The sequence below is a fragment of the Mesorhizobium sp. L48C026A00 genome (assembly GCF_000502375.1).
Lineage (GTDB): Bacteria > Pseudomonadota > Alphaproteobacteria > Rhizobiales > Rhizobiaceae > Mesorhizobium > Mesorhizobium muleiense.
In genome coordinates this window covers 212060-225051 of record NZ_AYWU01000006.1, presented here as the reverse complement: position 1 = coordinate 225051, position 12992 = coordinate 212060, and the positions used below count along the sequence as shown (strand labels likewise).

Annotated in this window: 11 protein-coding genes and 2 pseudogenes; 7 read left to right on the top strand and 6 right to left on the bottom strand. The window is 64.2% G+C overall.

What is annotated here, in order from left to right; all coding sequences use genetic code 11:
• The first annotated feature begins 234 nt into the window (after positions 1 to 234).
• The 5 genes from pbpC (at position 235) to X738_RS55125 (ending at position 6458) form a co-directional block, all read left to right on the top strand.
• Entirely contained in the window at positions 235 to 2340 is a 2106-nt protein-coding gene (gene pbpC, locus X738_RS55145) for a penicillin-binding protein 1C (protein ID WP_031254721.1), read from the top strand.
• 272 nt (positions 2341 to 2612) lie between these two features.
• Positions 2613 to 3641 carry a sulfate ABC transporter substrate-binding protein gene (locus X738_RS55140; RefSeq protein WP_023798670.1) on the top strand — a complete coding sequence of 343 codons (1029 nt, stop codon included), beginning with the start codon at positions 2613 to 2615 and terminating at the stop codon, positions 3639 to 3641.
• Between the two features lie 32 nt (positions 3642 to 3673).
• Positions 3674 to 4525: a sulfate ABC transporter permease subunit CysT gene (gene cysT, locus X738_RS55135; protein ID WP_023798669.1), complete on the top strand. Its 852-nt coding sequence runs from the start codon at positions 3674 to 3676 to the stop codon at positions 4523 to 4525.
• Positions 4518 to 5402: a sulfate ABC transporter permease subunit CysW gene (cysW, locus tag X738_RS55130; RefSeq protein WP_023798668.1), complete on the top strand. Its 885-nt coding sequence runs from the start codon at positions 4518 to 4520 to the stop codon at positions 5400 to 5402. Before cysT ends, cysW begins: the two co-directional genes overlap by 8 nt.
• A 15-nt stretch (positions 5403 to 5417) precedes the next feature.
• Entirely contained in the window at positions 5418 to 6458 is a 1041-nt protein-coding gene (locus X738_RS55125) for a sulfate/molybdate ABC transporter ATP-binding protein (protein WP_023798667.1), read from the top strand.
• A gap of 17 nt (positions 6459 to 6475) precedes the next feature.
• Here the strand turns inward: X738_RS55125 and X738_RS86920 are convergent.
• Together X738_RS86920 and X738_RS0141295 are read right to left on the bottom strand one after the other, a co-directional pair.
• Positions 6476 to 6595 (bottom strand): annotated as a pseudogene (locus X738_RS86920) (type II toxin-antitoxin system VapC family toxin); the annotation flags it as partial.
• A gap of 61 nt (positions 6596 to 6656) precedes the next feature.
• Positions 6657 to 6884 (bottom strand): AbrB/MazE/SpoVT family DNA-binding domain-containing protein, encoded by a 228-nt coding sequence (locus X738_RS0141295; RefSeq protein ID WP_051407783.1) that lies wholly within the window; start codon positions 6882 to 6884, stop codon positions 6657 to 6659.
• Positions 6885 to 7182: 298 nt separating this feature from the next.
• Here X738_RS0141295 and X738_RS55120 point away from each other — a divergent pair.
• Together X738_RS55120 and X738_RS55115 are read left to right on the top strand one after the other, a co-directional pair.
• Positions 7183 to 8155 (top strand): annotated as a pseudogene (locus X738_RS55120) (sulfate ABC transporter substrate-binding protein).
• Between the two features lie 250 nt (positions 8156 to 8405).
• The gene (locus X738_RS55115) at positions 8406 to 8855 is read left to right on the top strand and encodes an RrF2 family transcriptional regulator (RefSeq protein WP_023798665.1); all 450 of its coding nucleotides are present in this window, start codon (positions 8406 to 8408) and stop codon (positions 8853 to 8855) included.
• Positions 8856 to 8892: 37 nt separating this feature from the next.
• Here the strand turns inward: X738_RS55115 and X738_RS55110 are convergent, their stop codons facing one another.
• Genes X738_RS55110 through X738_RS55095 form a run of 4 tightly spaced genes read right to left on the bottom strand, consistent with a single transcriptional unit; the run spans position 8893 to position 12978 of the window.
• On the bottom strand, positions 8893 to 9420 hold the full coding sequence (locus X738_RS55110; protein ID WP_051407782.1) for a gluconokinase: 528 nt from the start codon (positions 9418 to 9420) through the stop codon (positions 8893 to 8895).
• A gap of 29 nt (positions 9421 to 9449) precedes the next feature.
• Complete coding sequence (locus tag X738_RS55105) at positions 9450 to 10436, bottom strand: ABC transporter permease (RefSeq protein WP_023798663.1); 987 nt, start codon at positions 10434 to 10436, stop codon at positions 9450 to 9452.
• On the bottom strand, positions 10433 to 11413 hold the full coding sequence (locus tag X738_RS55100; protein WP_023798662.1) for an ABC transporter permease: 981 nt from the start codon (positions 11411 to 11413) through the stop codon (positions 10433 to 10435). The genes X738_RS55105 and X738_RS55100 overlap by 4 nt, the downstream gene beginning before the upstream one ends.
• Complete coding sequence (locus X738_RS55095; RefSeq protein ID WP_023798661.1) at positions 11410 to 12978, bottom strand: sugar ABC transporter ATP-binding protein; 1569 nt, start codon at positions 12976 to 12978, stop codon at positions 11410 to 11412. The genes X738_RS55100 and X738_RS55095 overlap by 4 nt, the downstream gene beginning before the upstream one ends.
• Positions 12979 to 12992: the final 14 nt, after the last annotated feature.

Sequence of the window (12992 nt, the reverse complement as noted above, 5' to 3'; positions counted from 1 at the left end):
CCCTCATTGCCCTGCCGGGCATTTCTCCCCGTATAGTGACGGGGAGAAAGAGGCCTGCGCCGAAGTTTTCGCCAAATTCGAACGCTGCAGAAAANTTTCTCCCCGTATAGTGACGGGGAGAAAGAGGCCTGCGCCGAAGTTTTCGCCAAATTCGAACGCTGCAGAAAAGCCGCCGTGGGCCGTGACAGCCCCCTTCTCCCCGTCGCTATACGGGGAGAAGGTGCCGGCAGGCGGATGAGGGGCAGCGCCGTGCTCTCCAAAAAATTCCTGCGCCGTTCAGCCATCGCCGCCGCCTCCCTCTCCGGCTTCGCAGCAATCGCCGCCGCCACCCTTTGGCAGCTCGACCGCGCCTTTCCGCCGCCGCTGCCGGCGGCGCTGACGGTATCGACCGAAGTCCAGGACCGCGACGGCCAACTGTTGCGGGCCTTCGCCACGCCGGACGGCTATTGGCGGCTCGCCACCCGCCTCGACCAGGTCGACAGACAGTTCGTCGACATGCTGGTGACTTACGAGGACAAGCGCTTCTGGGATCATGAAGGCGTCGACGTGCTGGCGCTGGCCCGCGCCGCCGGCCAGTTCGCGACCAATGGCCGTATCGTCTCCGGCGGCTCGACGCTGTCGATGCAGCTCGCCCGGCTGACCGAACCGCGCGACAGCCGCAGCCTCGGCTCCAAGCTCAAGCAGCTGCTGCGCGCCCTGCAGATCGAGCGGCGGCTCAGCAAGGGCGAGATCCTCGAACGCTATCTGACGCTGGCGCCCTATGGCGGCAATCTCGAAGGCGTGCGCGCCGCCTCGCTGGCCTATTTCGGCAAGGAGCCGAAGCGGCTGGACGTCTCGGAGGCGGCGCTGCTCGTCGCGCTGCCGCAACTGCCGGAAAAGCGCCGGCCCGACCGCAACCTGGCAATCGCTTACGCCGCCCGCGACCGGGTGCTGACGCGAATGGTCACATCAGGCCTGCTCGGCGAGCCCGAGGCCGCACGTGCCGCGCTCGACGATGTTCCCGCCAGCCGCCGCCCGCTGCCGGCACTCGCCGCCCATGCCGCTTATGCAGTGCTGCCCCGGGCCGTCCCCGGCCACAAGCTGCGGCTGACGATCCGCAAGAGTGTCCAGGAAGGGCTGGAACAGGTGGCCAGGGATGCCGCCGCCAGGCTCGGCCCTCGCCTGTCCGTCGCCATGGTGCTGGCCGACGCCCGCACCGGCGACATCCTCGGCGAAGTCGGCTCTGCCGACTATTTCGACGCCAGCCGCTCTGGTTGGATCGATATGACCAGGATCGCCCGCTCGCCCGGTTCAACGCTGAAACCGTTCATCTACGGGCTCGCCTTCGAGCAGGGATTGGTGGCGCAGGAAACGCTGATCGATGACAGGCCGACGGATTTCTCCGGCTATCGGCCGAAGAATTTCGACATGGGCTATCAGGGCGACGTCAGCATCAGGCAGGCGCTGCAGCTGTCGCTCAACGTGCCGGCGATCAGTGTGCTCGACGCGGTCGGGCCGGCGCGGCTGCTCGCGCGCTTCCGGCAGGCCGGCGTCACGCCGATCCTGCCCGTCAACAAGGCGCCGGGTCTCGCCATCGGCCTTGGCGGCGTCGGCGTGACGTTGCGCGACCTCGTCCAGCTCTATGCCGGGCTCGCCAATGGCGGCAAGGCACACACGCTGCATGACGGCACCGAGCCGGCGAATGGCGAGCGCTCGACCGCTACCATCCTCGACGATCAGGCGAACTGGCAGATCACCGACATATTGTCGGGCGTCAAGCCGCCTGAGGGCGCCGCCCAGCGCGGCATCGCCTACAAGACCGGCACCTCCTACGGCTACCGCGATGCCTGGTCGGTCGGCTTCGACGGGCGCTATGTGCTGGGCGTCTGGGTTGGCCGCCCCGACGCCGGCGCGGTGCCCGGCCTGTCCGGCTATGTCTCGGCCGCACCGATCCTGTTCGAGGGCTTTGTCCGCTCCGGCCTGGCTGCCGTGCCGCTGCCAGGCCAGCTGGCCGGCGTCACCAGACCCAGGCGCGACGATCTGCCGGTGACATTGGCGCGCTTCGGTTCTGGCGCCGACGGCCTGGTCCAGGCGATGCCGACCGAGCCCGCGCCGACGATCATCTTTCCGCCCGACGGCGCCCACGTCGATCTCGCCGCTACCACCGCCGACGCCACGCCACTGGTGCTGAAGCTGCAAGGCGGCCGCGCCCCGTTCCGCTGGCTGGCCAATGGCAAGCCGCTGGTCGGGATCGACCGGCGGCGCACCGCGACCTGGCAGCCGGACGGCGCCGGCTATTCGACCCTGACCGTGATCGACGCGGCCGGGCGCGCGGCCAGCGTGAAAGTGTTCGTTGAATAGAATGCGCCAAGCGATTCAGGGAATTGGCTTTCCATTAGGTCGGCGAGTAAGCAGGACACGCTCGACTCCTCAGGCCACTGCCGAGGCGCGACCTGTCTCTAGATCGATTGCTTCATGTGCCCGGATTCGGCACTGCAGCGTTGCGAGGAAAGAATTTCTTCGTGATGCCGAAAGCCGGCGAAAAATTGCTTCATAAGGCCAAAAAAAACAACATTGATTGCATCTAATTTCTACCAATTCAGTAGATTGAGGTGATCTCAACGGAGGCGGAAATGACCAATCCTCATTTCACGAAACTGCTCGGCGCACTGGTCGCCACATCTGTCCAGTTCGGCACGCTCGGTTTCGCGTTCGCCGATACCACCATCCTCAATGTGTCGTATGACCCGACGCGTGAGCTTTACAAGCGATTCGACGAAGCGTTCGCCGCCCACTGGCAGGCCGAGACCGGCGAGACGGTAACCGTCCAGCAATCGCATGGCGGGTCGGGCGCACAGGCCCGTGCCGTGATCGACGGCCTCGACGCCGACGTGGTGACGCTGGCGCTAGAAGGCGACATCAACGCCATCGTCGAGAAATCGAAGAAGATCAATCCCAACTGGCGGACCAAATTCGAGAACAATTCGGCGCCCTACACCTCGACCATCATCTTCCTCGTCCGCAAGGGCAATCCGAAAGGCATCCAGGACTGGGGCGATCTGGTCAAGGACGACGTCCAGGTGATCACGCCCAACCCCAAGACTTCGGGCGGCGCACGCTGGAACTATCTCGCCGCCTGGGCCTATGCCAACGCCAAGGATGGCGGCGACGAGGCCAAGACAAAGGAATTCGTCGGCAATCTGTACTCTCATGTTCCGGTGCTCGACACCGGTGCGCGCGGCGCAACCGTGACCTTCGCGCAAAAAGGCCTCGGCGACGTGCTGCTGGCCTGGGAAAACGAGGCCTATCTGGCGCTCGACGAATTCGGCGCCGACAATTTCGATATCGTCTACCCGCCGACCTCGATCCTGGCCGAGCCGCCGGTCGCCGTGGTCGACGCCAATGTCGATGCCAAGGGCACGCGAAAAGTCGCCGAAGCCTATCTGAGCTACCTCTACTCCAAGGAAGGCCAGACGCTGATCGCCAAGAACCACTATCGCCCGTCGAAGCCGGATTTGGTACCGCCCGAGGACCTCGCCAAACTGCCTGAGATCAAGCTGATCACCATCGACGATCCGCTTTTTGGCGGTTGGAAGAAAGCACAGCCTTACCATTTCGGCGACGGTGGTATATTCGACCAGATCTACAAGCCGGCCCAGTAGACCCAGTTAGCTAGACTCTAGATCAGGACGACATGACCACAGCACCCGCCAAGGCGGGGTGGCGGTTCAGACAGCCGAGCGTCATTCCGGGTTTCGGATTGACGCTCGGCTTCTCGCTTGCCTACCTCACGCTCATCATCCTCATTCCCCTGTCAGGGCTGATCTGGCGATCGGCCGCGCTTGGCTGGGCCGATTTCTGGGCGATCGCCACCGACCGCCGCACCATCAACGCGCTTGAAATCAGCTTTGGCACCGCCTTCATTGCCGCCATGGTCAATGTCGTCTTCGGCACGATCGTTGCCTGGGTGCTGGTGCGCTACAGCTTTCCTGGCCGCCGCATCGTCGATGCCATGGTCGACCTGCCCTTCGCCTTGCCGACGGCGGTCGCCGGCATCGCGCTGACCACGCTCTACGCGCCGAACGGCTGGCTCGGCAGCCTGCTGGCGCCGCTCGGCGTCAAGGTCGCCTATACGCCGCTCGGCATCGTCATCGCGCTGATCTTCATCGGCCTGCCTTTTGTCGTGCGCACCGTCCAGCCGATCATGGAGGAGATCGACAAGGAGGTCGAGGAAGTGGCTGCCACGCTCGGCGCCAATCGCTTCCAGACAATCGCCCGGGTTCTGCTTCCGGGCCTGGCGCCGGCCATCGTCACCGGTTTCGCGCTGGCTTTCGCGCGCGGTGTCGGCGAGTACGGCTCCGTCATCTTCATCGCCGGCAACCTGCCCTACAAATCCGAGATTGCGCCGCTTCTGATCGTCATCCGGCTGGAGGAATACAATTATGCGGCGGCGACCGCGACCGCGGCGATCATGCTCGCTTTGTCGTTCGTGATGCTGCTGGTCATCAATCTGGTGCAGACGTGGAGCCGCAAGCGCTATGGCTGATCCGGAGATCAAATCCTACGCACCGCACCACGAAAGCCAGTCGGCGGCAGTGACCGAGAGCCGCCCGGCGAAAGCCGTGCTGATGATCGTGACCTTTGCCTTCCTCGGCATTTTCCTGCTGTTGCCGCTGATCGTCGTCTTCAACGAGGCTTTCGCAAAGGGCATCGGTGCCTATACCGAGGCGCTGACCAATCCCGACACGCGTTCGGCGATCCACCTGACGCTGCTGGTGGCGGCGATCTCGGTGCCGCTCAACATCGTCTTCGGCGTCTCCGCCGCCTGGGCGATCGCCAAGTTCGAGTTCAAGGGCAAGGCCTTCCTGACCACGCTGATCGACCTGCCGTTTTCGGTATCGCCGGTCATTTCCGGCCTGGTCTATGTGCTGTTATTCGGCGCGCAAGGCCTGTTCGGCGCCTGGCTGAAGGCGCATGGCATCGTCATCCTGTTTGCCGTGCCGGGCATCGTGCTGGCCACCATCTTCGTCACCTTCCCGTTCGTCGCTCGCGAACTGATCCCCTTGATGCAGGAACAGGGCAATGGCGACGAGGAGGCGGCGCTGTCGCTCGGCGCCAATGGCTGGCAGGCGTTCTGGTACGTGACGCTGCCCAACGTCAAATGGGGGCTGCTCTACGGGGTCTTGTTGTGCAATGCCCGCGCAATGGGCGAGTTCGGCGCGGTCTCCGTCGTGTCGGGCCACATACGCGGACTGACCAACACCATGCCGCTGCATGTCGAAATCCTCTATAACGAATACAATGCCGCAGCCGCCTTCGCCGTCGCTTCACTGCTTGCCGGCCTGGCGCTGGTCACGCTGGTCTTGAAAACACTTCTCGAGATGCGCTACGGCGCCGAGCTCGCCGCGACGCGCGGACACTGAAAAAAGGGACGGTTGATGGAAGTTCGCGTTGCCAACGTGCGTAAGGAGTTTGAGCGGTTTCCGGCCCTCCACGACGTTTCGCTCGACATCAAGTCCGGCGAACTGATCGCGCTGCTCGGGCCGTCCGGCTCCGGCAAGACGACGCTGCTCAGGCTGATCGCCGGGCTGGAGCGGCCGACGAAAGGAAAGATCTTCTTTGGCGAGGAGGATGCGTCGCAAAAGTCGATCCAGCAGCGCAATGTCGGCTTCGTTTTCCAGCATTATGCGCTGTTTCGCCATATGACGGTCGCCGACAATATCGGCTTTGGCTTAAAAGTTCGGCATGGCGCGTCACGGCCGTCGGCGCAGGAAATCCGCCGCCGTGCCTCAGAGCTTCTCGACCTCGTCCAGCTTTCCGGCCTGGAAAAGCGCTATCCGGCGCAGCTTTCGGGCGGCCAGCGCCAGCGCGTGGCGCTGGCCCGCGCGATGGCGATCGAACCGGCCGTGCTTTTGCTGGACGAGCCGTTCGGCGCGCTCGACGCCCAGGTCCGTCGCGAATTGCGCCGCTGGCTGCGCGACATCCACGACGCCACCGGCCACACCACGGTCTTTGTCACCCATGACCAGGAAGAAGCGCTCGAGCTTGCCGACCGCGTCGTGGTGATGAGCCAGGGCAGCATAGAGCAGGTCGGCACCGCCGACGAAATCTACGACACGCCGAATTCGCCCTTTGTCTACGGCTTCATCGGTGAATCGAGCGCGCTTCCGGTCAAGGTCGAGGACGGCCAGGTCTGGATCGCCGATCGCCCGATCGGGCTGTCGGCGCCGCAGGCGCCGCGGGGCGAAGCAACGCTGTTCTTCCGCCCGCACGATGTCGACCTGGTGGACGAATGCAATGGCTGCATCGCCGGCACCGTCGCCGCCAGCCGCCGCGTCGCCGGCACCAGACGGGTGGAGCTCGAAATCGGCGGCGAGCGCCAGCGGGTCGAGATCGAGCTGCCGGTCGACCATCCGGCGGCGCAGAAGAGCCGGGTAGCGTTCAGGCCGCGGCGCTGGAAGCTTTTTCCGGCCGCTTGATCCCTTCCGGCGCTACTCAGCCAGTTCTCGACCTTCAGGCCCTTGATCCGGTTGAACTCTCCCATGTTGGCGGTTACCAGGGTGGTGTCCAGCGCGTAGGCGTGGGCAGCAATAAAAAGGTCGTTTTGGCCAATAGTGGCTCTGCCCGCCGGGTTTCGGATCATGTCGCTGACAAGTTGGTGTCCAGCATGAGCCGCATTAAAAAATTCTTTCGGATTTGACAGGCATATCGTCGGTTCCGGGGAAGTCGTCCTCGGGACCGAGTGGTGGCTCTTGCGCCCATTGCGCGAGCCGCGCCGAGAGGCCAGGTTTGCGGACCGGCTCGATGACCAGGCGGTCGCCTTCACGGCTGATCAAGACCTTTTCGCCGGGGAGCTCGAACTCGACAGGAATGCGCACCGCCTGGCTGCGATTGTTGCGAAACAGCTTCGCCTCTTTCGGCGGAGTCTTGGAATGGCGGTCGCTGGGGCATAGCGATGGCTCCTTTGTTTATACTATTTGTAAAATGCCAGGCAGTGTCGCGATGCAATCGTTTTGCCAACGCATGGGGACCGCTGCCCAGGTGCCTCGCAAGACTCCGGGTGAAAGAAAATCCTAGCAACGGCCTGGAATGGGAACATTTTTCTCGCGATGGCGTGGTGAAGCCGCTCTGCGTGTCTCGTCGCCCACCATGCCTTGCCGCTATGGTTCGGCAATAAGCGCACTGCATCGGAGTCCTGTTTTCATGAAGCGATTTTTGCTTGGCGTCGCCACATTGGCCGGCCTGTTCCTCGCATCCTCCCAAGCCTGGTCGGCCGACAAATTGCTGAACGCGTCCTATGATGTCGGCCGCGAACTGTTTGCGCAGATCAACAAGGCCTTCGTCGCAGAGCACCCCGGCGTGACCGTCGACCAGTCGCATGCCGGGACGTCGGCGCAGGCGCGTGCCATCGCCGAAGGCCTCGGCGCCGATGTCGTCACCTTCAACCAGGTCCTCGACATCGACTTCCTGGTCTCGAAGGGGCTTATCTCCGCCGACTGGCAGAAGGACTTCCCCGACAACGCCTCGCCTTTCTATTCGCTGCCGTCCTTTTTGGTGCGCGCCGGCAACCCGAAGAACATCAAGGATTGGAACGATCTCGTGCGCGACGACGTCCAGGTGATCTTCCCCAACCCGAAAACGTCGGGCAATGCGCGCTACACCTATCTCGCGGCCACCGCCTACGCCAAGGAGGCCTTCAAGGGCGACGACGCCAAGGTCAAGGAATTCGTCACCAAGCTGTTCAACAACGTGCCGATCTTCGACTCTGGCGGGCGCGCCGCCACCACCACCTTCGTGCAGCGTGAGATCGGCGACGTGCTGATCACCTTCGAGTCGGAAACGCGCGGCGTCCGCAGGGAGTATGGCGATGACAAGTTCGAGCAGGTGACGCCCTCGGTCAGCCTGCTGGCGGAGTTTCCGGTGGCGATCGTCGACACGGTCGCCGACGAGCATGGCACGCGNCTATCTCGACTTCCTCTACACGCCGCAGGGCCAGGACATCGCCGCCCGCAACGGCCTGCGGGCTCGCGACGCGGCGGTCGCCGCCAAATACAAGGCCGAGTTTCCCGATGTCCGGCTGCTGACGGTCGAAGATGTCTTCGGCGGCTGGGCCAAGGTCCAGGCCGAGCACTTTGCTGCCGGCGGACTGCTCGACCAGACCTATGGCAGCCGCTGAGCCAAGCGATCTTCGACATTGATTGAAAGCCGGCTTTGCCGGCTTTCTTCGTTTTTCGCGCTCCGGACAGGTGATTTCCCGCAGGTTCCCAGCGCGCCGTCCAAAACGTCACGAACAATCAACGTGTTTGTGCCTACTGTGCCCTCGGACGGCTTGTTTCGCGAAACTGCATCGCGCGACAAAACGTCATGATTTGCACACAAACAACCGCCAGATGCGGGCGGTTGGGGTTTTCATGAACTGAATCGGCATGCTTACCAAAAAAGGCAAATACGGCCTCAAGGCCCTCGTGCATCTGTCAGGCTTGCCGGTCGGCCAGCTGGCGTTGGTCAACGACATTGCCGTCGCCAACAACATCCCGAAGAAATTCCTGGATGCCATTCTGGGCGAATTGCGCAATGCCGGCTTCGTCCAGAGCCGCAAGGGCAAGGAAGGCGGCTATCGCCTCGCCCGCCCGGCCTCCGAGATCAAGATCGGCCATGTCGTGCGCGTCCTCGACGGGCCGCTGGCGCCGATCCCTTGCGCCAGCCGTACCCAATATCAGCGCTGCGATGATTGCGACGAGGCGACATGCCAGGTCCGGAACATGATGCTGGAGGTGCGCCATGCGATCGCCGAGGTGCTGGACAATCGCAGCCTCGCCGCCATGCGCGACGCCGACAATGACGATTTTCCAGTCGAACTGACGTCACAGATCTGATCTGGCGTCTTGAAGTGGAATCGGCGCCAGCGAACCCTCATGAATTCGCCTCGAACAGGCTTGTGACGTCAGCCACAATATCGGCGATCGGGCGCGTCGCATCGAGCGTCAATACCTTCTCGTCGGCTGCCGGCGGTTCGAGCGTCGCGAACTGGCTGTCGACCAGGCTTGCCGGCATGAAATGGCCCTGGCGGGAGCCGACTCGCTGCTTTGCGGTCGCCGGGTCGATTTCCAGGTAGAGGAACAAAATGTCCTGGCAAAAACCGCGCAGACGCTCGCGATAACTGCGCTTGAGCGCCGAGCAGGCGGCGACGACGCTCTGCCCATCGCCGACCGGTCCGGCAATGCGCCGGCCGATCGCGTCGAGCCAACCTTCGCGCAATGCGTCGGTCAGCGGCTCGCCGCTTGCCATGCGCGCGACGTTTTCCGGTGGATGCAGCCAGTCGCCCTCGACGAAGACAGCGCCCAGCGCCGCCGCCAGCGCTTCGCCGACCGCCGACTTGCCACAGCCGGCGACGCCCATCACCACGACGGCCGGTGCGGGCCGAATGCGATCGCTCTGCATTTGTGCTGTCTTTTCGTCCACGATGCGGGTCAGCGGCTAGCCGGCGCGCGGCCGTAAAGCAGGAGCATGGCGACGATGACGACGCCATAGATGATCTGCCGCCCCGCCTCCGGCATCTGCATGACGGAAAGAATGGATTGCAAAAGCGTGATCAGGATGACGCCCGCGACCGTGCCGAGATAGGAGCCGCGGCCGCCGAGGATCGAGGTGCCACCAAGCACCACCGCAGCGATCGACGGCAGCAGATAGGCGTCGCCCATCGACTGCGCCGCCTTGGAGGCATAACCGGCCAGAAGCACGCCGCCGAAGGCGGAGAGCCCGCCGGATACGGCGAAGGCGATCAGCACCACGCGCCGCGTGTCGATGCCGGAGAGGTAGGCGGCGCGCTCGCGGTTGCCGATGCCGTAGACCGTGCGGCCGAAGCCGGTGCGGGTCAGCACGAAAACCATCGCAGCGCCGATCAGCGCCCAGATGACGACGGCATTGGGCACACCCGGAATGGCAAAGCCGGTCGCCAGATAGCGCATCGCCCGGGTCGCCGAATCCTGTGGCGAGAAGCCGCCGGTATAGACCACCATCAGCCCTTGCGCGACGGCATTGGTGGCGAGCGTGATGATCATCGAGGGAATGCGCAGATAAGCGACGCCAATGCCGTTGACGATGCCGATCGCGACGCCGCAGAAAATGCCGAACGGGATCGCCAGCGCCACGCCGAGCGGGCCGTAGGCGGCGGCCGCACAGGCCATCATCGCGCCCGTCGCCACCGACCACGGCACCGACAGGTCGATCTGGCCAAGCAGGATGACCAGCATCATTCCGGTGGCGATGACGCCGAGAAACGACGCCACCTTGAGCTGCTGCAGCAGATATTCCGGCGACAGGAAGCTGCGCGAATAAAGGCTGCCGACAAACAGCAGCAGCACGATGCAGGCAAAGGCGGTCAGCACCGCAGGGTCGGCGCGGCGGATGAATTTCGGCATGCGGCCGGCGATGCCGGCGATGGTCGTTTCGCTCACAGGAACCACTCCAGCCGGTTGCGGACCCTGAACAGGGCGAAGGCGCCGAGGCTGACGGCGATCAGCAGGATGACGCCCTGGAACAGCGGCTGCCAGAGCGGATCGAAATCGAAGACGAAGAGCAGGTCGCCGATGGTGCGGAAGGCGAGCGCGCCGAAAATCGCGCCGATGGCGCTGCCCTTGCCGCCGAACAATGAGACGCCGCCGAGCACCACGGCGGCGATCGAGAACAGCGTATAGGCATTGCCGCTGGCATAGGCCGCCTCGCCCGTATAGGTGAAGAAGGTCAGGAACAGCCCGCCGATCGCGGCCAGCAGGCCGGCCAGCGCATAGGCGGCGAATTTTCCCCGGCGGATCGGCACGCCGGACATGTAGGCTGCCATCTCCGACGATCCGGCCGCGTAAGCGGCGCGGCCGAGCACCGACCGGCTGAACGGCACCCAGACGACGAGCACGATGGCCAGCAGCGCCACCAGGCTCGCCGGCACCACGCCGAACAGCCGCCCGGTCAGCGCGTCGGCAAGATCCTCGTTGACCGAACCGCCCGGGAACGGTCGCAGCAGCAGCGCGATGCCGAAATAGACCGCGCCGGTGGCAATGGTGGTGACGATCGGCTGCAGCCGTCCGTAGATGACGATGGCGCCGTTGATCGCCCCGCACAGCAGTCCGGTGCCGAGCACCGCGACGACGCCGAAGGCGGTCTCGATGCCGGTGCCGATGACCAGCCATGAGGCCAGGCAATTGGTCAGCAGAAAGATCATGCCGACGGAAAGGTCGATGCCGGCGGTGATCACCACCAGCGTCTGCGCCATGGCGACGAAGGCAAGCAGCACGCCTTTGTTGGAAGCCGTCTGCACGACATTGGCGGTAAAGCCGGCCGGATGGTTCGAGGTGTAGATCGTGAACATCACGATGAAGATACCGAACGCCAGCAGCGTTCCGCGTTGTTCGGCAAGCCAGTAGCGCCAATCCTTCACACGTCCGCTCCTCGGGCTGGCGTCTTCGCCATGCCTCTGACGGGCATCTCTTCGCCATGGATGTTGAGCGCGCTGGCGATCAGCGCCCGCTCGGTGATTTCGGCGCCGACCAGCTCGCGCTTGACCGCTCCGTCATAGAGCACCAGCACCCGGTCGCAGCAGCCGATCAGCTCGTCATAGTCGGTCGAGTAAAACAGGATCGCCGCGCCCTGGTCGGCAAGCTTACGCATCAGCTGATACAGTTCCTGCTTGGTGCCGACGTCGATGCCGCGCGTCGGGTCGTTGAGCAGGATGATGCGCGGCTGCCGCATCAGCCATTTGGCGATGACCACCTTCTGCTGGTTGCCGCCGGACAGCGCGCCAACCGGGATGTCGAGGCCGGCCGTCTTGATCGCCAGCAGGGCGACCATTTCGTCGATCAGCCGCTGCTCGGCGGCACGGTCGATGATGCCGGCCCTGGATAACCGGTCGAGTGCGGCAAAGGAGAGGTTTTCGCGCACCGTCATCGGCAGCATCAGGCCTTCGGTCTTGCGGTCCTCCGGGATCAGCGCCATGCCGATCCGGTCACCGCGGGCCTTGGCCGGGCTGGCGATCGCCACCGGTTTGCCGTCGATCAGTATCTGGCCGCTGAGGCCGCGCAGCACGCCGAAGAAGGCGAGCAGCAATTCGCGCTGGCCCTGGCCGTCGAGACCGCCGAGGCCGACGACCTCTCCTGCCCCGACCGTGAGCGAGATATTGTCCAGCCGGTCGGTCCACGACAGTTTTCGCGCCTCAAGCACCGGAGCGGTTATAGCCGGGGCGCGCACCGGCTTCGGTGGAAAAATATGGCTGTATTCGCGGCCGATCATCAGCTCGACGACTTCATTGTCGCTCTTCGAGCCCGCAGCATAGCTGGCGACGTTGCGGCCGTTGCGGTACACCGTGCACTGGTCGGCCAGTTCGGCGATCTCGTTCATCCGATGCGAGATGTAGAGCAGCGCCAACCCTTCCGAGCGCAGCCGCTTCAAGACGCCAAAAATCTTGGCGACGTCGGCCGCGGTCAGCGCCGAGGTCGCCTCGTCGAGGATCAAGATGCGCGGCTTCCTGGCAAGTGCTTTGGCGATCTCGACCATCTGCCGTCTTGAAAGCGGAAGGTCCTTGACCAGCGCCAGCGGGTGGATGTCGGCGGCGCCTGCACGAGCCAGGGCTTCTTCCGCGATGCGCCGCTGCGCCTTGCGGTCGATCATGCCGAACCGTTTCGGCGGATCGGAAATGACGATGTTGTCGGCGACGCTGAGTTCGGGGACGAGCGACAATTCCTGGAAGATGCAGACGATGCCGGCCTGGTTGGCCGCGGCCGGCGACGCGAAGCTCACCTCGCTTCCGTCCAGCATCATGCGGCCTTCGTCAGGCGCGACGACGCCGGCCATGACCTTGATCAGCGTCGATTTGCCGGCGCCGTTTTCGCCGAGGATGGCGTGGATGCTGCCTGGCGTGACCGAAAGCTCGGCCTTTTCCAGCGCCCGCACACCGCCATAGCGCTTGGATATGCCCTCCATGCGGAAGAGCGGAACCGCACCGTCCATCGGCCCCTCCCAAG

Excerpts from the sequence above, each read along its gene's own strand:
- pbpC (WP_031254721.1), top strand. The coding sequence starts at position 235 with ATGAGGGGCAGCGCCGTGCTCTCCAAAAAATTCCTGCGCCGTTCAGCC.
- X738_RS55140 (WP_023798670.1), top strand. The coding sequence starts at position 2,613 with ATGACCAATCCTCATTTCACGAAACTGCTCGGCGCACTGGTCGCCACA.
- cysT (WP_023798669.1), top strand. The coding sequence starts at position 3,674 with ATGACCACAGCACCCGCCAAGGCGGGGTGGCGGTTCAGACAGCCGAGC.
- cysW (WP_023798668.1), top strand. The coding sequence starts at position 4,518 with ATGGCTGATCCGGAGATCAAATCCTACGCACCGCACCACGAAAGCCAG.
- X738_RS55125 (WP_023798667.1), top strand. The coding sequence starts at position 5,418 with ATGGAAGTTCGCGTTGCCAACGTGCGTAAGGAGTTTGAGCGGTTTCCG.
- X738_RS55115 (WP_023798665.1), top strand. The coding sequence starts at position 8,406 with ATGCTTACCAAAAAAGGCAAATACGGCCTCAAGGCCCTCGTGCATCTG.
- X738_RS55110 (WP_051407782.1), bottom strand. The coding sequence starts at position 9,420 with ATGCAGAGCGATCGCATTCGGCCCGCACCGGCCGTCGTGGTGATGGGC.
- X738_RS55095 (WP_023798661.1), bottom strand. The coding sequence starts at position 12,978 with ATGGACGGTGCGGTTCCGCTCTTCCGCATGGAGGGCATATCCAAGCGC.